Raw genomic sequence first — 25785 nt, forward strand, 5'->3', positions numbered from 1 at the left:
AAAGGTAATGAAAAAATCAAATGAGGCAGAGATGAAACTACTTTATACCGATATTCGGACTTCTTTGACAGAAATCCTGACCAAGGAGGCTCAAGGACTGGTTGCCCAAGGCAAACGAGTCTTTTACATAGCTCCTAACTCTCTTTCTTTTGAAAAGGAACGTGCCGTGCTGGAGTACTTGAGTCAGCAGGCTTCTTTTGCTATCACAGTCACGCGCTTCGCCCAAATGGCTCGTTATCTGGTTTTAAATGATATTCCTGAGAGGTCAAGTCTCGATGATATCGGTCTTGGTATGGCTTTCTATAAATGTCTGTCCGAGATTGATCCGAAGGATTTACGTGTTTACGGGGCTATTAAACAGGATCCGCAATTCATCCAGCAACTGATTGAGATTTATCATGAAATGACAACTGCAAAGATGAGTTTTTTGGACTTGGAAAGTTTGACAGATGCTGATAAACGCTCTGATTTACTCTTGATTTTTGAAAAGGTAACAGCTTATCTAAATCAAGGTCAAGTTTCACAGGGGAGTCCATTATCCTATCTGATTAATGCTATCGAAGAAAACAAGGTAAGTAGTGATTTTAGTAAGATTGCCCTAGTCATTGATGGTTTTACCCGATTTTCTGCAGAAGAGGAACACCTAGTGGATTTGCTTCATCGTAAGGGTGTTGAGATTATTATTGGTGTCTATGCAACTAAGAAAGCCTATAATAGCCCTTTTAGTGAAGGGAACCTCTATCAAGCCAGTGTTGAGTTTCTACGCCATTTAGCTTTTAAATATCAGACCAAGGCAGAAAATACTTGTCAAGAACATGAGAAACTTGATGCCTTTGCCAAAGCCTCAAAATTACTGGAAAGTGCTTATGATTATTCTGAAATTAGCTTGGAAGTGGATGCTAAGGATAGAGAAGACTTGCAAATCTGGTCTTGTCTGACCCAAAAAGAAGAGTTGGAGTTAGTTGCTCGTAGTATTCGTCAGAAATTGCACCAAGAGCCAAAACTTAGCTATAAGAATTTTCGAATCCTACTTGGTGACATAGAGTCCTATAAACTATCCTTGCAGACAATTTTTAATCAATATCAGATTCCTTTTTATTTGGGTAAGAGTGAGTCTATGGCTCATCATCCTCTAACTCAATTCGTAGAATCCATCGGACGTTTGAAACGATACAATTTCCGTCAAGAAGATTTAATTAATCTCTTACGAACTGGCTTGTATACTGACCTTAACCAAGAGGAAATTGATAGCTTTGAACAATATCTTCGTTATCTAGGGATTGATGGTCTTTCTAGTTTTAAACAAGAATTTACAAAAAATCATCATGGGAAATTTGATTTAGAAAAATTAAATAAGCTTCGTGTTCGTGTTCTAAATCCACTAGAAACTTTATTATCTAGTCGCAAGCAAAAAGCTGAAAATATTCTTGCAAAATGGAATAACTTTTTGAAGGAAGCTCATTTGACCAAGCAGTTACAAAACTTATCTGCAACGATGGAAGTAGCGGAGCAAGAAAGACAAGAGGAGGTCTGGAAGGCCTTTTGCCACGTAATGGAGCAATTTGCTACCGTATTTGAAGGTCCTCAGGTCACTTTGGATGATTTTTTGGCTCTTCTTCATTCAGGCATGAGCTTGTCTAATTATCGTACAATCCCAGCAACAGTAGATACTGTCATAGTGCAAAGTTATGATTTGATTGCACCTTTGACATCTGATTACATCTATGTACTTGGCTTAACTCAAGATCATTTGCCCAAAATTGCTCAAAACACCAGTTTGTTGAGCGATGAAGAAAGAGAATCCTTGAATCAAATGACTCAAGAAGGTTCTCAATTACTGATTGCAAGTCAAGAAAACCTCAAGAAGAATCGCTATACTATGCTTTCGTTGGTTAACTCTGCTAAGAAGCAATTGGTCTTATCGGCGCCAAGTTTACTCAATGAAAATGAGAGTAAAGAGTCGGTATATCTGAAAGAATTACAAGACTTTGGTTTTAGCAAGATTGAAAAGAGAATTGACCGAAAAAATCTAACAAAGGATGATATTGGTTCTTATCACAGCCTTTTGTCTAGTCTTGTTGCCTATCATCAGCAAGGTGAGAGTGAGACAAGCGACCAAGACTTAACCTTTGTCAAGGTTTTGGCTCGTGTGATGGGTAAAAAGTTGGAAGGCAAAGGTTTGGAAAATCCCGTCCTTCCAACAAGTCCAAAGAGCAAGACTTTAGATTCTGAAACTTTGAAAGCCTTGTATCCGCAGGAACAAGATTTCTATCTATCAACTTCTGGATTAACAGAATTTTACCGTAATGAATACAGTTATTACCTTCGTTATGTATTAGGCTTGCAAGAAGAAGTGCGTCTGAAACCTGATGCTCGAAGCCATGGGAATTTCTTGCACCGTATCTTTGAGCGGGCATTGAAAATGCCGATCGATGAATCCTTTGATCGACGTTTAGAACAAGCTATCTCTGAAACCAGTCAAGAACGTGAGTTTCAAGCTATTTATCAGGAGAGTTTGGAGGCTCAATTTACTAAGGAAGTCCTCTTAGATGTCGCACGCGCTACTGGACATATTCTTCGACATAATGCGGATGTTGAAACGATTCAGGAAGAGGCAATCTTTGGTGGCAAGGAACAAGCCTTTATTCAGCTAGATAATGGTCGAAATCTCTATGTTCGTGGTAAGGTTGACCGAATTGACCGTCTAAAATCAGATGGAGCTATCGGTGTTGTAGATTATAAGTCTTCTTTGACTCAGTTCAAGTTCCCTATGTTTTATAATGGTCTTAACTCGCAATTACCAACTTATCTAGCTGCCCTCAAGCAAGAAGGGAATACGGATTTCTTTGGTGCTATGTACCTAGAAATGGCTGAACCAATTCAGTCATTACAAACTGCTAAAACTCTTTCTAAAGCAGTAGCAGAAACGAATAAGACTATGAAATACCAAGGCCTCTTTCTTGAAAAAGAGATAAAAAACCTTGGAGAGTTTTACAATAAAAATAAGACTTATCAGTTGTCTGATGTGGAATTCCAGTTATTGTTGGACTATAATGCCCTTCTCTACAAAAAAGCGGCAGAGAAGATTTTATCTGGTGAATTTGCGATCAACCCTTATACAGAAAACGGTAGAAGCATTGCACCCTATGTTCAACAATATCAAGCTATTACAGGTTTTGAAGCCAATTACCATCTAGGTCAGGCGAGATTTTTAGAGAAAGTTGCCAAGAGCAATGCCAAGGAAGCTTGGTTTAATAAAATCAGAGAGGAGTTGGAGCGATGAAATTTTTAACCCAAGAAGAGATTGCAGCCTTGCAAGTAGCAGAAGCTCAGTCTAACAAGAAACCTAAGAAAACAACTGAACAAATTCAAGCTATTTATAGCTCTGGTCAAAATATTCTGGTCTCAGCTTCAGCTGGTTCAGGGAAAACCTTTGTTATGGCTGAACGAATTCTTGACCAACTAGCGCGTGGTGTTGAGATTCGCCAACTCTTTATCTCAACCTTTACGGTTAAGGCAGCTACCGAGTTAAAAGAACGCTTGGAAAAGAAAATCAGTCAACAAATCCAAGAAACGCAAGATGTGGAACTAAAAAAACACCTCGGCAGACAATTAGCTGATTTACCCAATGCTGCGATTGGGACCATGGACTCTTTTACCCAAAAATTCCTGACCAAGCATGGTTATCTCCTTGACCTCTCTCCAAATTTTCGCATTCTTCAGAATGAAAGTGAGCAGCTTCTCTTCAAAAATGAAGTTTTTCGTCAAGTTTTTGAAAGTCACTACCAAGGCAAAGAACAGGAACGATTTAGTCAGTTGGTGAAGAACTTTGCAGGGAGAAGCAAGGATGCGCGTGGACTGCGTAAACAGGTCTATATGATTTATGACTTTTTGCAATCTACCAGCAATCCTCAGGCTTGGCTAGAAAATTCCTTTCTAAAAGGCTTTGAAAAGGCTGATTTTACAGTTGCTAAAGAAATCCTTGCAGAGGATATAAAAGAAAGACTTTGGGATTTAGAAAGCTTTTTCCGTTATCATCTGGATAATGATGCCAAGAAATTTGGCAAAGCAGCTTATTTAGAATCTGTCCAACAAGTTCTTGATGAGATCGGTTCTTTAAGCCATGAATCTACTTTTGAGCAATATCTAGAAGTTTTAGACCGAGTTGTTAGTATCTCTAAGGATAAGGGAGGTCGTGCTCTTACAAATGCTAGCCGTAAGGCTGAACTACAAGACTTGAAAGAAACTTACAACCAAGAGAGAAAAGTAAAAATTGAAAAGTTGATTGCACTCAATGATCAAATCACTTTATTGAAATTTCAGGAAGATTATCATCAAGATTCCTGGGACTTGGCAAAGACATTCCAAGTCTTCATGAGGGATTTTGTTGATGCCTATCGACAACGTAAACGTGAAGAAAATGCCTTTGAATTTGCTGATATTAGCCACTATACCATTGAGATTTTGGAAAACTTCCCTCAGGTTAGACAAGAGTATCAGGAACGCTTCCATGAAGTCATGGTCGATGAGTACCAAGATACCAACCACATCCAGGAAAGAATGCTGGAACTCCTCTCAAACGGTCATAATTGTTTTATGGTAGGAGATATTAAGCAGTCTATTTATCGTTTCAGACAGGCAGATCCCCAAATCTTCAACGAAAAATTTCATAGATTTGCTCAAGATGGCAAAGAAGGTCAGTTAATTCTGCTTAAGGAAAATTTCCGTAGTAGTTCAGAGGTTCTAGATGCTACAAATGATGTCTTTAAGCATCTTATGGACGATGAAGTTGGGGAAATTTCATACGATGGTATGCATCAACTTGTTTTTGGAAATACTGATATTCAAGCAAATCCTGAAAACAAGGCAGAAGTTCTCTTGTACGATAAGGATGATGATAGCGATACTGATGATGAGGAGGAACTTGCAACCAACAAATTAACTGGTGAAATGCGCATGGTGCTTAAGGAGATAATTCGCCTTCATAATGATAAAGGTGTCTCTTTCAAGGATATGGCTCTCTTAACTGCTAGCAGAAGTCGCAATGACCAGGTCCTACTTGCCTTGTCTGAGTATGGTATTCCAGTTAAGACAGATGGCGCACAATCAAACTATTTGCAATCCCTAGAAGTGCAGGTTATGTTGGATACTCTTCGTGTCATTCACAACCCTCTTCAAGATTTCGCTTTAGTGGCTTTAATGAAGTCTCCAATGTTTAACTTTGACGAGGATGAATTAGCTCGTCTTGCTCTCCAAAAATCCGAGGATAAGGTCCAAGAAAACTTTTACGAGAAACTAGTCAATGCTCAATCACAAACTAGCCTCCAAAAGGATTTAATTAAGACTGAATTACACAAAAAGTTAGACTTTTTCATGGAAACCGTCCAGGCTTGGCGTTTGTATTCTAAAACGCACTCACTTTATGATCTCATTTGGAAAATCTATAGCGACCGCTTTTACTATGACTATGTCGGTTCTTTGCCAAATGGTCAGGTCAGACAGGCTAACCTCTATGCCTTAGCTTTACGAGCTGATCAGTTTGAAAAGAGTAATTTCAAGGGATTATCTCGCTTTATTGGAATGATAGATCAGGTCTTGGAAGCCCAGCATGATCTTGCTAATGTCGCTGTGGCACCACCTAAGGATGCTGTAGAACTTATGAGTATTCATAAAAGTAAGGGCCTTGAGTTCCCTTATGTCTTTATCCTTAACATTGATCAGCAATTCAACAAGCAAGATTCCATGTCTGAGGTCATCCTAAGTCGAAGAAATGGCCTTGGTCTCAAGTATGTTGCTAGAGTTGCTACAAATGTCAAAGAGGAATACGTTCCATCTACGATTAAGTTATCTATTCCAAGCTTGACCTATACGCAAAACGAAGAAGAGCTCCAATTAGCAAGTTATTCTGAACTCATGCGTTTGCTTTATGTGGCTATGACGCGAGCTGAGAAAAAATTATATTTAGTTGGAAAAGGATCTCGTGAGAAATTAGAAGCAAAAGAATATCCGACAAATGGGAAAGGTCTTTTGACTCGAGAAACTAGACTAGATGCTAGTAATTTCCAAGATTGGATTTGGGCCATTTATCGAGCATTTTCTAAGGAGGATTTGCATTTCACTGTGCGCTTTGAGGGTGAAGAAAATTTAACCCAAGAAGCTATCGGAGAATTGGAAAATAAAAGCCAGCTCCAAGACCAATCCCAAGCAGATAATCGCCAGTCAGAAACCATCAAAGATGCGTTGGAAATGCTAAAAGAAGTGGAAATGTATAATCAAGTCCACCGTGCAGCAATCAATCTTCCAAGTGTACAAACCCCTAGTCAGCTTAAAAAATTCTATGAACCTATCATGGATATGGAAGGTGTAGTAGTAGCTGGTCAAAGTCAACTAAAAGAAAGTACGGTTCAATTCAACCTTCCTGATTTCTCTAAAACTAAGAAAGTTACTGGTGCTGAGATTGGTAGTGCTACCCACGAACTCATGCAGAGAATTAATCTAGCTAAGAAACCCACTTTAGAGACTTTAACAGAGGCCTTGGAGCAAGTTCAAGTAAGTTCAGCTGTCAAATCCAAAATCAATCTTGATAAGATTTTGTCCTTCTTTGATACGGCTCTAGGCCAAGATATTCTTGCAAATCAAGATAAACTCTATCGAGAACAACCTTTCTCAATGTTAAAAAGAGACGAGAAGAGCCAAGAAAACTTTGTTGTCCGTGGAATCTTAGATGGTTATCTCCTCTACGATGATAAGATTGCTCTCTTTGACTACAAGACAGACCGTTATGAGTATGCTAGTCAGCTTATTAAACGTTATCGTGGTCAATTAGAACTCTATGCAGAGGCTCTATCTCGTTCCTATCAGATAGAAACAGTTGAGAAATATTTGATTCTACTTGGTAAAGACCAAGTAGAAGTTGTTAAACTTTAAAAAGAAAGGAGACATCATGTCCATTCCTGTTAGAAAAAACTTATATGATGCAGTTTTAGAGGCCTCTAAAGCCGATACTTGGGAACAAGCTACCAAAGAATGGAGTGAAGTTTCCTTGATTTTTAATGGAATCGGTCGAAGCAATTGTGTCTGCGGTAATGCTATTAAGTATGCTTATGAACTTTTTAACGGAGTTACTGGCAAACGACTTTTTCCCATTGGGAGTGACTGTGTGCGTCATTTCCAAAGAATTAGCCTAGTTCAACAGCTAGAAGAGGAAGAAAAACTTCTCAGAAAGCTTGAAAATCTAACCAGAAAGGCCCAGAAAAAAGAAACCATTCGAGTTAATAAAACAGATTTTGATGAGCGACTGATCAACTGGCTATGGGAAAAGGGAGCTTTTAAGTCAAATCGAGGCAATCAATTTTCACCAGAAAAGGATTATCAACTCTTTTTGGAAGTTTTTCAAGGTGGAAGTTGGAGTAAGGCAGAGCCTTTGAAGAAAGCTCGTATGGAAGAAGTCCTTGAAAAATTTATCAAACCCTTTCTACTTGGAAAATCTGACGATCAGCTCTATCTTGTTAAACTAGGAAAAGAAAAAATTGACTATGAGCAGGAACTTCGCATCAAGGCTGAAAAGGAGCGAAAGAAGCGAGACAAGATTGCTAAACAATATGCGGATAACCTGGTTCTAGCAATGGGACCAGCTGAACGTGCCTATCAGGATTACTTTGGATTGAGCGAAACACTGACACTAGAAGAGCGCCAGTGGGAAAAGATTCTCTTCGGTAAAAATCGGACAGAACGTTCTATAAAATCAAAACAGTACCAAAGAGAACTCGAAAAGGATCAACGCATTGCTAGTCAAGATCCTCTTGAAAGAAAACAAAAGCAAGTCTGGTTGCTTAACTCTTATTTTAAGGATATACCCGAAGAAAAAGCTCGCTTTTCCCGACTTCTAATCATGTATCGAAAAACTGGAGAAATTCCATTTTCAACTGACTATCTCTCTAACACTTTGTTTGACTTTTTCTACAAAATGAAGGCTTTTGAGTTTGAAATAGCACCTGATCAGGTACGTGATTTTCTTAAGGAATGTTTAGATGCAGAAAATCTATCGTCCGCTCAAAAATCTTGGATAGAAGGCATTTTAACCAACTGCATCAAACCTTTTTTAGAAAGAATGTTAGTATAGCAGGAGCTTTCGTCCTGCATGGAGAGACTCATTATTGTTAAAATTATGTCTCTAAATAATTTTACATAATTTTATTTATGTGTTAACTTAAAATTTTTGTATCAACATTAAAAATTAGAAAGAAACTATGTCAAAAGAAATCGATATCGAATATTATCACCAACTAGCCTTGCAAAAACAAAAAGAGCATCGTAAGTTTTTAGGTAATCTAAAGAAGAAAGCTCCTAAAAATTTAGATAAAATTGCGCTTGAAATCCATCAAGAAGTTTTTAATGAAATTGATTGTACAGCCTGTGCTAACTGCTGCAAGAGTCTTGGTCCAGACTTCAAAGAAGCAGATATCACACGTATTGCCAAGTATTTTAAAATGAAATTGCCAGCCTTTGAAGCTGAGTTTTTGCAGGTAGACGAGGATGGAGATAAGGTCTTCAAATCTATGCCCTGTCCATTTTTAGGTGGCGATAATCTCTGTTCCATCTACGATGTTCGTCCCAAAGCCTGTCGTGAATTTCCACATACTGACCGTAAGAAGATTTACCAAATCAATAATCTTACTATTAAAAATACTCTAACCTGCCCCGCAGCTTATCTCTTTGTTGAAAAGTTAAAAGAAAAAATCGAATGAAGGAAGCTTTATTCGGTTTTTTCTGTCTTTAATGATAGATTATTGGTGATTTTTACATATCTTTTCATAAAAATATGTAAAATTTCTTAATTTATTAGCTAATTGTTTGCAAATTAAGCGTTTACATTGTATACTATATGTGAAAATATTATCAAACTATCGGATTTTGCTTATGCATTATCCCCTTTCATATAAGGAGAAAAAGTGTATGAAAAAACTCACTAAATTAGGCATTATCACAATGTCTGTTTTTGCTCTAAACTTGGTTTCACAGTCAGTAGTTCAAGCTGATGAAACTAATAGCGAACCAGCAAAAGCTTCAGTGACACTAGGCGTTACTAATTCAACTGATGCTGAGAACACGTCTTTAGGAGACAATAGGGTTGAAGCGGACACTACTAGTGATACTTCACCAAAATCAGACGCAGAGGATGCCAATACTTCCTCACCTAAAGCTAAAGAAATCTCAACTAATAGCGAAGCTACAACTGAGAAGAAAGACGAATCAACCTGTCCTGCAGGAACTTCAACAGGCTCAGCCCCAAGCGCTAGTTGCGAACCAGATGGTAGCAATATCATTGATGAGGGTGGTTATGTCAATGTTGAAGGACTTCCAGCACATTTTACTGAAGATGGTAAAAGTGTGGTCTACAATTACACTGTAGCCTTCAAAGGAATGCACTCAAGTGATCGCGGACAAACAGTCCGTGATATTCGTATTCGTATTCCTAAAATTGCAGGTTCGAAGGCCGATTTCACTTTGATTGGAACACGTGATGCTAATGAAAATCCAGTATCTGTTAATGTTCCAATGAAAGAAATTACTAGAGATGAGATTATTGCAGATCCTAATCCTGAATCTAATTTAAACTCAAATTCATCAGTTATTCCAACTGCGGAAGAACTAGCAACTGGAAAGAAACCATCTATTGTTAATATGGAAGATGATGACTTAGGTGATGGAACTGTTAACGTATATGCTGTCAGTTCTAAAACACTTAGATCAATAGCTTTTCATATGTCAGTAACTGTACCTTTGGAAGAAGCTAAGAAGATTAAGTACTTACCAATTGATGTTAGATTTCAATGGAAATGTAGCCAAGAAGGTGGAATCAGCTCTTATGAAGAAGGTTGTCAACATTTAGAAGAATATTCTCTCTATCAACCGTATTATGCAAATAGTAAAGGAGAAGTGACTTATGGTGCTCTAGGTAATCCAAGTTTAATTGATGACTCTTATGTGCAAAATAATCATTTAATTAAGTCGGTTGCAAATTCAAATACTTACATCACACCAAATAATGGTGATTGGAAAACTATTCCACACGATACCAATATTAATCCTGAAACTTTCTTTAATTATGTTAAAATTTTTACTTTGAAATACAATCCTGATGTCAAATACTACGCTTCAGAATTTGAAGATATGGCTGACCAGGATGTTTCTACGCTTCACTATGGAGATGTAGTGGTAGATTATGTTATTAAGGGAACAAATCAATCTATCAAGGAAACTTATAAAGACACACCATTAACTTCTATTTATGGATCTGATGGAAATCTTGTGACCTATAATGCTGCTGAAAACGCAGATGAGCGTCCGTCTTCTATCACTGTAGATGGTAAAAAATACAATCTAGTTGGTGTTTCTTCAACATCTGCACCTGAAACAGGTCAGTTAAAAGAAGGTACAACTCATGTTATCTATGAGTATGAGAAAGAACCAGATCCAAAACCAACTCCGGATCCAAAACCAACACCAGATCCAAAACCAACACCAAATCCAGAGCCAACTCCGGATCCAAAACCAACACCAAATCCTATTCAACCCCAAAATGTTCAATCTACTGAGAAAAAATCAGCTCCAGAAAAAGCTCAGTTACCAAATACAGGAACTTCTGATTCGCCATTAGCTATGAATCTTCTTGCTATTTTAGCTGGAATCTTTGGTATTTCACTTTTCAAAAAAAGTAAAAAATCAGAGAGCTAAGTAGATAGTTTTATAAAAAGCCATCCAAATTGGATGGCTTTTTAGTGTAGCCTGTAGCCAACTATTTTTCTATAGTAAATCTCCATACAAAATAGGCTTTAATTTTTTAGATTTTTGTATATTTATTTTTATCTGAAAATTCAAACTAAATTTCTTATTAAGTGATAAGTCCTTTTTTAAAGCTTAAAGTTTTTTAAACTTTTTCTTAAAGAAAACTGATATAAGGTATTTTTAAGCGATCTTCTGTATAGTTATACCATCATCAAAGAAAGAGGTATCGATATGAACTACATAGTCATTCCAGCTTATCAACCAGATAATAAACTTATCAAACTCATCGAAAAAATTCACGAAAAGAGTGATTTTCATATCTTAGTCATAGACGACGGCAGTTCATCAGAGTGCCAAAAAATCTTTGATAAAGCAAAACAATTTGCTACTGTCATTCGTCACCAGGTGAACCAAGGTAAAGGGCAGGCTCTAAAAACAGCCTTTACTTATATCCAAGAACAAAACATTTATGGTACGGTTGTCACAGCAGATGCGGATGGACAGCACAAGGTATGGGATATTTTCCGCACGGCTAATAAAGCTTCCGAAAATCCAAACAAGCTAATCTTGGGTGTACGTGCCTTTTCTGGAAAAGTTCCCCTTCGTAGCCGTTTTGGTAACAGCTTAACCAAAGCTCTCTTTAGGCTTCAAACAGGAGTAGGAGTAACAGATACGCAAACTGGACTTCGTGCATTTACGACAAACTTGATTCCTTTTATGTTAAAAATAGAAGGCCAACGTTATGAATATGAGATGAATATGTTGCTCGAAGCAACGAAAGAATACGAGATTCTAGAAGTGCCGATTGAAACTGTCTATATCAACGATAATGAGGCTTCACACTTCCGTCCAATCCAAGACGGGCTCATGATTTATAAAAATATCTTTAAATTTGCCTTATCATCTCTCAGTAGCTTTGTTGTAGACTATGTCGTTTACGCCCTAGCAATCTTGATTTTGCCGACAGTTCCGACGAGTCTACGAATCTTTCTAGCAAACGGAGTCGCTCGTGTGACTAGCTCTATTTTCAACTATTCTACAAATAAGAAACTAGTCTTTAAAAATGACGATAGCCTTGTGAAAACAGGGATGGGATACTTTGGTCTAGCAGTTGGACTCTTTGTCCTAGACACGCTACTGATTCGTCTCTTCTTTACAGTCTTTGGTATCAACCTTCTGATTGCTAAAGTTATCGTCGGCATCCTTCTCTTCGCTGTTTCTTGGACAGTTCAGAAGAAATTCATCTTTAAAGAAAGGACCTCAACTGTATTATGAAATTTTTAAAGAAACGCTATGCTTATGCCTCAGTTCTTGGCCTACTCTTGACAGGATCCTTTAGTTACTCAATGCTAAAGACCTTTGTCCTCGCTGAAACTATCTCGACAGTTGCTACAACTAGCACAAGTTCCAATGCTGCAGCAGCAAGTCAAGCTGCTAAGACAGCTACTGTCACTGACTCTAGTTATAAAGATGACAATATTACTGTCAATTTGTCTGAAACGACGGTCAATAATACCCAAGTCTACGTTGCTGATATTACTCTGAGCTCATCAGATTATCTGAAAACTGCCTTTGCTCAAAATGCTTATGGAACTAACGTAACTGCAAAAACCTCTGTAACCGCAGCTAACAACAATGCCATTTTAGCGGTAAATGGGGACTACTATGGAGCAAACTCTACAGGCTATGTTGTCCGTAATGGAGTTGTTTATCGTGATACTGTTCGTGAAGATTCTAGTAATGGGGACTTAGCTATTTATAAAGACGGCTCTTTCAAGGTTATTTACGAAGATCAGATCTCAGCTGAGCAACTAGTAAATGACGGTGTCGTCAATCTCTTGGCTTTTGGACCAGCCTTGGTCGAAAATGGTGAAATTGCAGTTGATACCAATACAGAAGTAGGACAGGCCATGGCTTCAAATCCTCGTACAGCTATTGGTATTATCGATGAAAACCACTATATCATCGTGGTTTCAGATGGACGTACCTCTGAAAGTGAAGGTCTCTCTCTTTATCAGCTTGCTGAGGTCATGAAATCTTATGGAGCAAAAATAGCCTACAACCTTGATGGTGGTGGATCATCTACACTTTACTTCAACGGTCAGGTTATCAATAAACCAACGACTGGAGGAAACAAAATTTCAGAAAGGGCGGTGAGTGACATTGTCTACATCGGTTACTAATTTTGGCAAAAAACGATTTAAAAAAACGGTCATTTCTTATACACTAATCACTATTTTCTTCTTTGCATTTTCTAGAATTTACGAAGCTTTTAGTTTTGGAGAAACTTCTGTTCATATGCACTATTTATTTGCAGTACCTCTTATTGGAGGAATTCTACTAGCAATCTTTCTCAAGGTTCTCCCACATTTCTCTCGTATTAGTCTAAATCTATGGAATTCGGCAGTAGCGATTATTATGGCAGGTACACTTTTCCGCGGGATTGTCAACCTTTCAGGACGCTCAACAACCTTGGATGCACCCTACTGGTATGTTGGGATTGGGTTTGCAATACTAGCAATCGTCACTATTTTCATCAATCCAAACCTTTGGAAGAATTCTGCTAAAGCAACTAAAACAAATCGCAAAGAAGTCTATAGTCAGGTATAATTTTATAAAAAAGTAGTCGTTCAGATGGTGTTCGACTACTTTTTATTGACTTTTATTTCTAAAATATTTTAAAAATATTACAAGTTCTTTTCTTCTGAAAGTTACTGCTTTTATATTTAACAGAATATTGTATAATATAGTGGATAATTACTGTTTTTTACACAATATATAGAAACATCAAATACAAAATCTACGTATTCGTAAGGAGAAAAGAATGAAAAAAATATTGCTGGCAAGTACAGTTGCCCTCTCTATGGCAGGTTTTGCAAAAACGACCGTCTATGCCGAGGATTCTCAAGCTACCAATAATGTTCAATCATCAGAAAAGATTGCTACCAATACAGTAAGCAATGAGAAGAAAAATCAAAGCGAAGCTGAAAAAGCAACTTCTCAAACTCCAGAGACCAAAGAACAACCTTCAAAAGAAACAGTAGTAGAAGTAGTTAACAAAGAAGGTTGGCAAAAAGAAAATAACCAATGGCGTTATTATGAGGATAATCAACCAGTTTCAAATTGGAAAAAAATAGCTGGAGTCTGGTACTATTTTAATAAAGACGGTGTCATGTTAAGTAGCCAATGGAAAGAGAAATACTATCTAAAAGATAGTGGGGCCATGGCCAAAAGTGAATGGATTTTCGATGAAAAATACAAGAGCTGGTTCTATCTCAAATCAGACGGAACCTATGCCGAAAATCAATGGGTAGGTTCTTACTATCTCAAACCTTTTGGTTATATGGCCAAAAATGAATGGATTTTCGATAAGGACTACAATGCTTGGTATTATCTAAAAGAAGACGGAACCTATGTAACTGGTAACTTTACCATTAACGGGAAAGACTATACGTTCCAAAGCAATGGAAAATGGATTTCTGCTACAGCAGCATACTATAAAGTAAAACCAATTACAGCAAATGTATATAGCGCTTCTGGTGAGAAACTCAGCTATATTTCGCAAGGAAGTATTGTAGCGATTGATGGCGCAGAAGCCAAAGACGGTCGACTTCCAGTCAAAATTTCAGGCCTTTCAGGATATATGAACAAGAGTGATCTAGTAGCGGTCAGCTCTGATAGTGACTTTATTCCTCACTATGCCACTGATGGTAACTATCTCTACCACGAATTGTCACCATACGCAAGTATCCGTGTAGCACCTCATAGTTCATCAATGGCAATTGGCAAAAAATACTATTCAGCTGATGGTATTAATTTTGAAAACTTTACAGTTGAAAATCCTTTCTTATTTAGAGATTTAAGAAAACCAAGCAATTACACAGCTGAAGAATTAGATAAAGTCTATTCTCTTATGAATATCAAGGGAAGTCGTCTGGCAGGTAAGGGTGCAATCTTTAAAGAAGCTGAAGAACGCTATCAGATCAACGCTCTCTATCTAATCGCTCATAGTGCCCTGGAAAGTTCATGGGGACGTAGCCAAATTTCTAAGGATAAAAATAACTTCTTTGGTATCGCTGCTTATGATACAACACCATATGATTCAGCTAAAAGCTTTGACGATGTTGACAAGGGTATCTTAGGTGCAGCTAAGTGGATTCGCGAAAATTACATCGATAATGGTAGAACATACCTAGGAAATAAATCATCAGGTATGAATGTTCTTTATGCTTCAGATCCATACTGGGGAGAAAAAATTGCAAGCATCATGATGTCAATTAACAGCAAGCTTGGTGAAAAAGACTAAAAATCATTAAAATCGATAACGACTGTATAGTGGTTATCGATTTTGCTTATCAAGAAAACTTGAAAAATGAACTTTATGAAACAGAATTTCGAGAATACAAATAAAAGAGGAATTGATTTACGTGACTTGGGGATTGATGCATACGCTTATGATTATTCAGTAATCCCAAACTTACTTGATAATCTCAAAGCCAATAATCAAATTATACTAGGTGGGGATGTTTTTTGCTACAAGAATGGCCAATTGACACATACTTATGATAATTGGTATTACGAAAAACAAGATCCAACTATTGATAGCAGGAAATCCATTTTCCAAACAGAAAAGTATATCAGCAACTATGTAAAAAATCATGGTGAACACTATTATTTTTCAATCGTTTTAGACAATGAGAAATTTCATTTGTGACTGATTTACTTAGAAAACATTTTACAATCGGCATTGAATCAAGCGTCAAATACGAGAAATCATGTTATAATAAAAGATAGTGATTTATTTTAGAAAAAGGATTTGTATTTAATTTTTGAAACTGGAAAAATAAATACAAATCCAATAAGAGAAAGGAATTATACTCTCATGGCAACTATTCAATGGTTTCCTGGACATATGTCCAAGGCGCGTCGTCAGGTTCAGGAAAATTTAAAATTCGTTGATTTTGTGACAGTTTTAGTAGATGCACGTTTGCCCTTGTCAAGTCAAAATCCGATGCTGACGAAAATCATCGGAGATAAACCAAGACTATTGATTTTGAACAAGGCAGACCTAGCAGACCCAGCATTAACAAAAGAATGGCGTCAGCATTTTGAATCACAAGGCATTCAAACACTGGCAATCAATTCTAAAGAGCAAATTACGGTAAAAGTCGTAACGGACGCTGCTAAGAAACTCATGGCAGATAAGATAGCTCGTCAAAAGGAACGTGGGATTCAAATCGAAACCTTACGTACCATGATAATCGGGATTCCAAACGCTGGTAAATCGACGCTAATGAACCGTTTGGCTGGTAAGAAAATTGCTGTAGTTGGTAACAAGCCAGGTGTGACCAAAGGCCAACAATGGCTCAAAACAAATAAGGATTTGGAAATCTTGGATACTCCAGGGATTCTCTGGCCAAAATTTGAAGATGAAACTGTTGCTCTTAAACTTGCTCTTACAGGAGCGATCAAGGATCAGTTGCTTCCAATGGATGAAGTGACGATTTTCGGACTCAATTACTTTAAATCGCATTATCCTGAAAAACTTCAAGAACGTTTTAAACAAATGAATCTAGACGACGAAGCTCCTGAAATTATCATGGACATGACCCGTATCCTTGGTTTCCGTGATGATTATGATCGCTTTTACAATCTTTTCGTCAAAGAAGTTCGTGATGGAAAACTAGGTAACTATACATTAGATACATTGGAAGACCTCGATGGCAACGATTAAAGAAATAAAAGAAGAATTAGCAAAGATAACTGAACTTGAAAGTCCCTTGTTTAAGGAATTTGAAAAAGATTCTCGTTCAGGTGTTCAAAAAGAAATTGAAAAGCGTAAGAAAGCCATTCAAGCTGAAATTTATGAAAATCTGCGTTTAGAAGGCATGTTATCTTATGAAAAAGAGCTTTACGCTCAAGGTATTAGCTTAATTGCAGGTGTAGATGAAGTTGGACGTGGGCCTTTAGCTGGGCCTGTTGTTGCCGCAGCAGTCATTCTTCCCAAAGATTGTAAAATAAAAGGCTTGAATGACAGTAAAAAGATCCCCAAGAAAAAACATGAGGAGATTTTTCAAGCCGTTAAGGACAATGCTCTAGCAATTGGTATTGGAATTATGGACAATCAAGTCATTGATCAAGTCAATATCTATGAAGCAACTAAACTAGCTATGAAAGAAGCTATCTCTCAGCTTGACCCTCAACCAGAACATCTTTTGATTGATGCTATGAAGTTGGATTTGCCGATTTCTCAGACATCCATCATCAAAGGAGATGCGAATTCCCTATCCATTGCAGCAGCATCGATCATTGCTAAGGTTACCAGAGATAAAATCATGGCAAACTATAATCAGGAATTTCCAGGTTATGATTTTGCTCAAAATGCTGGCTATGGAACGGCTAAACATTTAGAAGGTTTAGAAAAGCACGGTGTTACACCCATTCATCGCACAAGTTTTGAACCGATTAAAACGATCATTTCAGAAACTAGTAAAAGATAATTAAAGGAGAGAATTATGGAGGAACAGTCGGAAATACTTAGTTCCAAGAAAGAATTTGCCTTCGCGTCCAGTACGATCTTAGCTCAAGTAGGGCGAGGTATTATTGTTGGATTAATCGTAGGACTTATTGTTGGGTCATTTCGTTTTTTGATTGAAAAAGGCTTTCATGTCGTTCAAGGACTATATCTAGACCAAGAAAATCTACTTCGAAATCTATTGATCATTTTATTGTTTTATATTCTAATTTGCTTGCTTAGTGCCAAATTAACACGCTCAGAAAAAGATATTAAAGGTTCTGGTATTCCTCAAGTTGAAGCGGAGTTAAAAGGTCTCATGTCTCTCAATTGGTGGAGTGTCCTCTGGAAGAAATACATTCTAGGTATCTTGGCCATTGCGAGCGGACTCATGCTCGGTCGTGAAGGTCCCAGTATTCAGCTAGGTGCCGTAGGAGGAAAAGGAATTGCCAAATGGCTCAAGTCTAGCCCTGTTGAGGAGCGTTCTTTGATTGCTAGCGGAGCTGCTGCTGGACTTGCTGCTGCCTTTAATGCACCAATAGCAGGTCTGCTTTTTGTAGTAGAAGAAGTCTATCACCATTTTTCAAGATTTTTCTGGGTTTCTACCTTGGCAGCCAGTCTGGTAGCAAACTTCGTCTCTCTTCTCATCTTCGGCTTAACACCTGTTTTGGATATGCCGGATGATATCCCTCTTATGAATCTTAGTCAATATTGGATTTATCTGGTGATGGGAATTTTTCTTGGGCTCTCAGGTTTTCTTTATGAAAAAGCGGTTCTGAATGTCGGAAAAGTTTATGAATGGATTGGCCAAAGGGTTCACATTGATAAAGCTTATCATCCGATTTTTGCCTTTATTCTTATTATTCCAGTAGGAATTTTTCTACCTCAAATACTTGGTGGGGGCAATCAGGTTGTCTTATCCTTAACAGAACAAGATTATAGTTTCCAAATTCTTTTACTTTACTTCATCATTCGCTTTATCTGGAGCATGATTAGTTACGGAAGTGGACTGCCAGGTGGTATTTTCTTGCCAATTTTAGCTTTAGGCTCCTTACTTGGTGCTCTAGTAGGCGTTATTTGTGTCAATCTAGGCCTTGTTACCCAACAGCAATTTCCTATATTTGTAATTCTTGGAATGAGCGGTTATTTTGGGGCTATCTCAAAAGCACCTTTGACAGCTATGATTCTTGTGACGGAAATGGTTGGTGACATCCGCAATCTCATGCCTTTAGGTATGGTGACACTAGTTGCCTACATCGTCATGGATTTGCTAAAAGGAGCGCCTGTCTATGAAGCCATGTTGGAGAAAATGCTACCTGAATCAGCAACTGATGATGGAGAAGTTACACTGATAGAAATCCCGGTTTCAGACAAAATAGCTGGTAAACAAGTACACGAACTCAATTTACCTCATAATGTCCTCATCACAACGCAAGTACATAACGGTAAAAGTAAAACAGTTAATGGATCTACAAGGATGTATCTAGGTGATATGATTCAACTCGTGATTCCAAAAAGTGAAATTGGAAAAGTGAAAGATTTGTTGTTGTAGGATTGGTTGTTTACATAACTTATGTTATGTCTCTTATATAGTTGGTCTAAAATTAGTAATTAAAATGATAGACCGAGTCATATGAATCAAAACTCGATTCCTAAATAATGGTATCGAGTTTTTATATTTTATTCTGATAAACTGTAGAAGCTTTAGAAATTTTTTAAGTCAATAAATTAATGATCAATAATTCACTTAGAGAATCTAGACGTTTTTTAGAATTGTATAGCTTATTTGAACATTCCTAAAAAAACTAAAAGTTTATGTACAATTGACTTAACTAGAGCTAAACCATTGATACAACTGAATTAGAAGCATAAAGTACATTCTTTAAAAAGTGTACTTTATTTTTATTTTGTACATTATTCTGGAGTGGTATTTTGTATGTTTTCTAGTTCATAACATCATCTGATTTAAGGGATTATTTTGTACATTTTTTACTCTAATAAGTGCAGAAGAAGTGGTGGTTCAATTGTACATTTTTTTAAAACTTATTTATGTTCCTACTTAACACAAGATATAGATTTTTATTTTGTTGATGGTATAATTAATGATAGATGATGCGCTATTTCTAAACGTAAAATACAAGATTTTCTAATTTATTTTCTTTTAGACTAGAAGATTATTGCAATAAATACTATGTATAAACTATTAAAAAGGTAGGAGCTATAATGGCCGATAAATTTGGACAGTTTTTTAAAGATACACTAAAAGAAATTCTCGTAGAACATGTAAAAGAATTAAAAAATCAATCTGAAATTGATAAATTTTATGAAAAATATGAAAAGGCTGATTTTTCAGGATTATATCTAGAAATGATTAATGACACTTCAAATCAAATGGTAAGAGATGCTAAGATGATAATGCATGAGAATACGTTACTGTTTAGAGGAGAGGAAACAGAAATAATTGCAAGAATAGAGCAAAAGTGGTCTAATGCGTTTGCTACATCTGAGACCATGTATATGATGGTTCTTGAATCTGTAAAAGATTATTCTGATTATGTAAATAAAATTGATAACAAGGAGAGAGAAAAATCTATTCATAAATACACAGCCTTAAAATACATACACGGAAGAGGTCTACAACAATTTTTAGAGATAATCACTTTAATGAAAAATGGATTTGCTGATGGTGCGTATTCTAGATGGCGTTCACTTTACGAATTAAATATTATTGCGTCGTTTATTTCAGAATATGGAGAGGAAGTTGCTGAAGCTTATATTTCATCACATAATACAGAAGATCGTTATGAATGGGCAAGAGCTTGTGGTGAATTTAGTCCTAAAAAGAGATATATAAGTTTTGACGATATCAGAAAAAAATCCAATTTCCCATCAGAATTATGGCAACAACCATATCGAATCTCTAATGAAGTCACACATGCATCATCACAAGGCACATTTAATCGATTAGGTCTAATGGACGGGGAAGAGAAAATAAGTGTAGGGCATACTGATTATGGACTAACAATACCTGGTGAACACTCTGCTATAACAATAGCGCAACTTACGGGGTTGCTTTTGATGGTATATCCATCTGGTGATTCTATAATAGCTGCAAAAATGCTAAATAAGTGGATTGATGTGGTAAGAGAGCAATATTTTAAAACACATGACTATATTTTTCCTGATGAACCCAAATTATGGAATAATGAAAAAAATTTAAGTCTAAGATAGATATTTGATAGAATAAAAAAGTACAAAAAATTAAAATTATTTTTATTAAAGACTCAGCAAAACACAATATATTGTTTTTTTTATTTGTATACATAAAGTTTTCATTGAAAATTACTACATGTTAAAACTAAAAAATTTTGTACTTTTCCCGAGACAGTGGATAAACCCTTGATACAACTGAGTTTAAGGAGTAATGTAGACTATTTGAAAAATGTACTTTATTTTATTATGTAAAATTGAAAAAGCTAGAATAACGTTCATCGTGGTATCTATATTGTAGTCCATTAGGAGATTTTTTAATGTATATTTTAGAAGAAAGTTTGGTGAAGTTGATGAAGAGCAAAAGTACATTTTTAGGTATAGAAAAACAGACACCGAAGTAAGATGTCTGTTCTCCAATCTATTTTAGATTATTGTTCTTAAAAATACATACTAATTCTTGAAGAATAATCCTTTGTAAGTCTTAGTTTTACTGGGGGTTCGTGGTATAATAGAATTATTACTACAAAAATTAGGAGTTATTAAGATGCTCAACTTATATTGTGATGAGTCTTGTCATTTGGAAAATGATGGTGAGAGTGTAATGTTAATAGGAGGGATTTCTTGTCCAGACTATGTAAGGAATATTGTCTATAAGGAGATAAAAGAAATAAAAAGAAAACACGGTATTTCTTCACGTTCTGAAATAAAGTGGAGGAAAGTTTCAAATTCTAAAATTACCTTTTATGAAGATCTTGTAAATTATTTTTTTGATAATGAGCATCTTAATTTTAGAGTAGTTATAATAGACAAAAATAAATTAAACCATAAGAAATATAATCAAACCCACGATGATTTTTACTATAAGCAGTACTTTTATTTAGTAAGAAAATTTCTCTTTGAGGATGATGTTAACGTTTTTATAGATATAAAAGACACAAATAGTATTTTAAAAGTTAACAAGTTAAAGAATATTCTTGAAAACTGGAAGCAGTCACCCAAACATATCAAAAATATTCAACAAATTCGCTCTCATGAAAACTCAATAATGCAATTAGCTGACCTATTGATAGGGGCAGTAGCTTATAAAAATAGGAGCTTTGAAAGTAGTTTAGCTAGAATCAGGCTAAGTAATTTAATCTCTAATAGAGCTAAGCATGAGTTAACAACGAATACAAAGTATAACGCAATAAAATTCAATATTTTTAAAATGGAGTTAAGTGATGAGCAGTAACGTAACAGATTTTTGTCCTATCCTTCCTCCGAAGATAACACTTGATCAATTTAATGGTGACTATGCTCTTTATGATGATTTTTTATATGAGAATGTATTTTTAGAGCAATTGTTCAACTTCAAGATAACTTTTAGAGGGAAATTTGTCGAGTTAAAGTCGTATCCGTATTTTGAAGGTAAAGAAGATAGTTATTTTCATCTTACCTGTAAAAATTTTGATATAGATTCAGAAGAACGAGAACCTGATTTAAGAAGGAGCGAAAGATTATGTTGGTTAAGACCTGCAATAGAAACGGATCATAACAAGATTTGCAAACAAGATTGTTTCTTAATATATGAACGACCGTATAAAAAATCTAATAGAATATTTTTATTAGATCCAGTAGATCGCTATTTTATTGTACTTGAAGAAAGACCTAGTTACTATTTATTGATAACAGCATTTTACATACACTATGATAATGTACTTCGAAAGAAACTGAAAGAATACGATAAATATAAAACTAACTGAGAAAAACAGAAAACGTCCCTATGATTAGGGACGTAATCGCAATCTCCTTCAACAACTTGGTCGATGAGTTAACTATATTATACCAAAACTATAAAATATTGCAAGTATTTAATTAACAGACAGCAATAATTTCAGAGATATTCTCCCAAATGTCCAAATGGATATCTCTATTCCCGCATGAAATTTATTTACAAAGAGTACATTATGGACTTACAAGAACTTTACGACAACCTATCAACTGAGTTAAACACTCTTGGTATTCGGTTAGATAAAAATATTTACCAAGGAATGCAAAAAGAATCGCTAAAAGGATTTCTTAGTGACTTTGAGAAGCCGGTGTATTAGGCACACCTTTGAAGTCAACTCAAGGATGTAGAATCTTTGGATAGCTATCAGAGATTGTTAGATGGGACTGATGACCGCCAATCTGATTATGTTAAGCAATCCATTCAGCGCTTTTACACGGAGTTTGTTGAATCAATCAGGGATGAATTATATTAAAGAACACTGATGACAAAAAGTCTGGCAAATTCCTTGTCAGACTTTAACTATATGATTTTAGTAAAGTATATTCTCACTAAAATTCAGGTTTAATAAATTTCCAGTTTTCACTTTGATAGGGTAGACTTTAGGATATTTTTGTTCCAAAAAAAAACTAAAAGTTTATGTACAATTGATTTAACTAGAGCTAAACCATTGATAAAACTGAATTAGAAGAATAAAGTGCACTCATTAAGTAGTGTACTTTATTTTTGTTTTGTACATTTTTTGTTGATGGCTTAATCAATACTACATCTCTATCAGGCAATTCAGACTCCATTTAGTCCTCTAAAACCCATGTTGAGTGTGTATCTTTGCTGGTAAAAGCTTAGAAACCTTGTAGCGAAGTAATAATGAAAAGCCTTTATTATAAAGGTTTTTCATATTCCAATAAAGAACTTGACATTATTAGTTACTTCCACTACAATAGAATTACATACCATTGGTATGATAGAAAGGGACTGGAATGGCAAGAAATAGAAACTCACATGAAACTAGACAAAAAATACTAGAGGTCTCTAAAAATTTATTTTTAGAAAAAGGATTTGATAATACGTCAATACAAGATATCATAGATGGGTTAGGTGGATTAACAAAAGGTGTTATCTATCATCATTTTGAGTCTAAATACGATATACTGCAAACAATCATTAGCGAAAATAATCAAGAAATTTTAAATTATAATTGGAGAGGAAATACTGGGTTAGAAAAGATACAAAATTCTTTGATGGACTCTTTCTCTAATTTTGAACACCAAAGGCTCGTTTACTCTGCCTCAATCATGCTTAGAAGTCCACGTTTGTTAGGAGAGCAGTATCTAGGTCTATTTTCTGATTTTTTACCCGAAATTAGAGAAAAAGTTTACGAAGGAGTTGAAGATGGGTCTATTAAAACAGAATATCCAGAAGAGCTAGCAGATTTAATTGTTTTAACTCTAAATATTTGGATTGGTTTTCAAATTTCCGTTTTTTCATTAGTAGAATTAAAGCGCAAAATGAATTTCATTAAACTTACTTTTGAAGGTCTAGGGGTACAGTTAATTTCTGATGAAATGATGGAGGTGATTTTCAACTTATTTGATCACTTAAAAAAATAGTAAATAAGTAGTCGCATGACATTCTTGTTAATACTAATTTCTATTTATGTATTATCAATTGAATAAACTATATTACATAATTTATAATTTAAAAATAACACACTTAAAGTGTGTTATTAAAAATCCACTATACATACCGTAGGTATGTTTATTTTTCAGTGTAGCCATACCGATAGTATGTATGGTGTAATTGTCTGAAAAATAAGCTAATTTTTAAATATTTGTTGAGATTAGTTTGAATAGTTTACTCTTTATTTACACTTTGGAGGAAAGAATCTATGTTATCGCTTATTAAAATTGAATTAAATAAAATTTCTAAACCTAAATTATTTTTAGCCTGGTTGTGTACTATTTTTATAGTGTTAGGCATTACAGCAATCATTATTATGGGTTTAGGTACTGACAATAAACTAGGAGAATTCGCTGGTCAGGATTCTAATGTTATTAGAGTTACTGGTAAATGGGAAGGCTGGGCAATTGTAGCTTCATTGTTTTCATCTTTATTTACAAAAGCAGCATTTTTGATTTTCGAATCTTATTTATTATCTACGATTATCATTGATGAATTTAAACGAAGAACAATTTTTCAGTTGTTTTCTTACCCTATTTCTAAAATAAAGTTACTATGGGGAAAAATTCTTTTAGTCATCCTAATATCATTTATTGCCCATTTTTCTGCACATTTAGTTATTCAAATATTCATTAGATTCATGGCTGTTGTAACTGAATCTAGTTGTATCCCTGTAGCTAATCAATTAATTAACTTAGCTGGAATTACGTTTGGAACAGTACTAATAGGGTTATTACCATTTGTTTTAGGTATGATTAAGCATTCAACAGCTATAACAATGCTTACAGGACTTGGTTTAGCAGCATTACTTTCGAATGCCAGTCCAGGAAGTTTATCTAATAATATTGCTGATAACTTATTCTTTTTGATATTTGCAAGTTTCATAAGTTTAATGATTACTTCATTTTCAATTTATAATATTTCAAGACAAGATATTAGTATCAAGTAGCATAGCTGAATTTAATTGAAGGAATGTGATAATTCCTTGATGATTTCTATAAAAAAAGAGGCTGTATAAGTTGGTATTTATGCTCCAGGAGAAAAATTCTTTCATTTAAAGCTGGATATAGAAAGAGAGATAGAAATGAGAAATATTGTTGAAATAAAAGAAGTTTTTAAAACAATTGATAAAGAAGAAATTTTAAGTGGTATCAACCTTCAAATTGCTGAAGGAGAAATCTATGGTTTTTTAGGACCGAACGGTGCTGGAAAAACAACGTTAATGAAATGTATGTTAACCTTATCAACAATTACATCAGGTAGTATTGAAATTTTTGGGAAAAATCTACAAGAACACAGAGAAGAAATCCTAAGTCAGATTGGAAGTATTATTGAATCACCAATTTTTTATGATAATTGCACTGCAAAAGAAATTTTGGAAATTCACGCTCAATATATGGGGAAAAATATTATTGAATCAGATATAAAAAAAGCCTTAAGAATGGTCGGCTTAAAAAATACGACTAAAAAAGTAAAAGATTTTTCGTTAGGAATGAGGCAAAGGCTTGGTTTAGCTCGTGCCTTTCTAACAAAACCTAAATTGTTAATTTTAGATGAGCCAATCAATGGTTTAGATCCAATAGGGATTCAAGAAATTCGAAATCTTTTGTTGTCGCTTTCTAAGGAGCATGGAATTACTATTCTAATATCGAGTCATATATTATCGGAAATTTCACAGATAGCAGATAAAATTGGCTTTATCAAAAATGGAGAAATTGTAGAACAGGTTTCTATGAAAGAGATTAGGAGAGAGAATATTGACTTAGAAGAATATTTTATGTCACATTTTCTAAATGAAATTAAGAATTATGAGGTAGATTAA

General features: G+C 35.3%; 20 protein-coding genes. All 20 read left to right on the plus strand.

What is annotated here, in order from left to right; all coding sequences use genetic code 11:
* Positions 1-31: 31 nt before the first annotated feature.
* The 20 genes from rexB to QM460_RS06595 all read left to right on the plus strand — a co-directional run bounded on the left by rexB (position 32) and on the right by QM460_RS06595 (position 25785).
* Positions 32-3283, plus strand: coding sequence for an ATP-dependent nuclease subunit B (gene rexB, locus QM460_RS06500; protein ID WP_414289590.1), 3252 nt, complete (start codon positions 32-34; stop codon positions 3281-3283).
* Positions 3280-6927 (plus strand): helicase-exonuclease AddAB subunit AddA, encoded by a 3648-nt coding sequence (addA, locus tag QM460_RS06505; protein ID WP_414289591.1) that lies wholly within the window; start codon positions 3280-3282, stop codon positions 6925-6927. Before rexB ends, addA begins: the two co-directional genes overlap by 4 nt.
* A 16-nt stretch (positions 6928-6943) precedes the next feature.
* Positions 6944-8122: a hypothetical protein gene (locus QM460_RS06510; RefSeq protein ID WP_414289592.1), complete on the plus strand. Its 1179-nt coding sequence runs from the start codon at positions 6944-6946 to the stop codon at positions 8120-8122.
* Positions 8123-8249: 127 nt separating this feature from the next.
* Positions 8250-8747 carry a YkgJ family cysteine cluster protein gene (locus QM460_RS06515; protein WP_414289593.1) on the plus strand — a complete coding sequence of 166 codons (498 nt, stop codon included), beginning with the start codon at positions 8250-8252 and terminating at the stop codon, positions 8745-8747.
* 208 nt (positions 8748-8955) lie between these two features.
* A complete protein-coding gene (locus QM460_RS06520; RefSeq protein ID WP_414289594.1) occupies positions 8956-10737 on the plus strand; it encodes an LPXTG cell wall anchor domain-containing protein in 1782 nt (593 codons plus the stop codon).
* Positions 10738-11019: 282 nt separating this feature from the next.
* The gene (locus tag QM460_RS06525; RefSeq protein WP_414289595.1) at positions 11020-12063 is read left to right on the plus strand and encodes a glycosyltransferase; all 1044 of its coding nucleotides are present in this window, start codon (positions 11020-11022) and stop codon (positions 12061-12063) included.
* Complete coding sequence (locus QM460_RS06530) at positions 12060-12971, plus strand: phosphodiester glycosidase family protein (protein ID WP_414289596.1); 912 nt, start codon at positions 12060-12062, stop codon at positions 12969-12971. The genes QM460_RS06525 and QM460_RS06530 overlap by 4 nt, the downstream gene beginning before the upstream one ends.
* Entirely contained in the window at positions 12952-13398 is a 447-nt protein-coding gene (locus tag QM460_RS06535) for a hypothetical protein (RefSeq protein ID WP_414289597.1), read from the plus strand. The genes QM460_RS06530 and QM460_RS06535 overlap by 20 nt, the downstream gene beginning before the upstream one ends.
* Before the next feature lie 214 nt (positions 13399-13612).
* Complete coding sequence (locus tag QM460_RS06540; protein ID WP_414289598.1) at positions 13613-15094, plus strand: glucosaminidase domain-containing protein; 1482 nt, start codon at positions 13613-13615, stop codon at positions 15092-15094.
* A gap of 75 nt (positions 15095-15169) precedes the next feature.
* Entirely contained in the window at positions 15170-15502 is a 333-nt protein-coding gene (gene imm40 / locus QM460_RS06545) for an Imm40 family immunity protein (RefSeq protein ID WP_414289599.1), read from the plus strand.
* Between the two features lie 168 nt (positions 15503-15670).
* Entirely contained in the window at positions 15671-16522 is an 852-nt protein-coding gene (ylqF, locus tag QM460_RS06550; RefSeq protein ID WP_414289600.1) for a ribosome biogenesis GTPase YlqF, read from the plus strand.
* On the plus strand, positions 16509-17288 hold the full coding sequence (locus QM460_RS06555; RefSeq protein ID WP_414289601.1) for a ribonuclease HII: 780 nt from the start codon (positions 16509-16511) through the stop codon (positions 17286-17288). Before ylqF ends, QM460_RS06555 begins: the two co-directional genes overlap by 14 nt.
* A gap of 15 nt (positions 17289-17303) precedes the next feature.
* Positions 17304-18854 carry a ClC family H(+)/Cl(-) exchange transporter gene (locus QM460_RS06560; protein WP_414289602.1) on the plus strand — a complete coding sequence of 517 codons (1551 nt, stop codon included), beginning with the start codon at positions 17304-17306 and terminating at the stop codon, positions 18852-18854.
* Between the two features lie 671 nt (positions 18855-19525).
* A complete protein-coding gene (locus tag QM460_RS06565) occupies positions 19526-20533 on the plus strand; it encodes a DUF5677 domain-containing protein (protein ID WP_000763879.1) in 1008 nt (335 codons plus the stop codon).
* 526 nt (positions 20534-21059) lie between these two features.
* Positions 21060-21746 (plus strand): DUF3800 domain-containing protein, encoded by a 687-nt coding sequence (locus QM460_RS06570; RefSeq protein WP_000933618.1) that lies wholly within the window; start codon positions 21060-21062, stop codon positions 21744-21746.
* On the plus strand, positions 21736-22257 hold the full coding sequence (locus QM460_RS06575; protein WP_000097857.1) for a hypothetical protein: 522 nt from the start codon (positions 21736-21738) through the stop codon (positions 22255-22257). The genes QM460_RS06570 and QM460_RS06575 overlap by 11 nt, the downstream gene beginning before the upstream one ends.
* 204 nt (positions 22258-22461) lie before the next feature.
* Complete coding sequence (locus QM460_RS06580; protein ID WP_006151551.1) at positions 22462-22602, plus strand: hypothetical protein; 141 nt, start codon at positions 22462-22464, stop codon at positions 22600-22602.
* Positions 22603-23263: 661 nt separating this feature from the next.
* A complete protein-coding gene (locus QM460_RS06585; RefSeq protein ID WP_000113543.1) occupies positions 23264-23893 on the plus strand; it encodes a TetR/AcrR family transcriptional regulator in 630 nt (209 codons plus the stop codon).
* A gap of 278 nt (positions 23894-24171) precedes the next feature.
* Positions 24172-24912 (plus strand): ABC transporter permease, encoded by a 741-nt coding sequence (locus QM460_RS06590; protein ID WP_000949747.1) that lies wholly within the window; start codon positions 24172-24174, stop codon positions 24910-24912.
* A 135-nt stretch (positions 24913-25047) separates the two neighbouring features.
* Positions 25048-25785: an ABC transporter ATP-binding protein gene (locus QM460_RS06595; protein WP_001244586.1), complete on the plus strand. Its 738-nt coding sequence runs from the start codon at positions 25048-25050 to the stop codon at positions 25783-25785.

Origin of the sequence: Streptococcus infantis, assembly GCF_047464415.1 — a bacterium.
Lineage (GTDB): Bacteria > Bacillota > Bacilli > Lactobacillales > Streptococcaceae > Streptococcus > Streptococcus infantis_AE.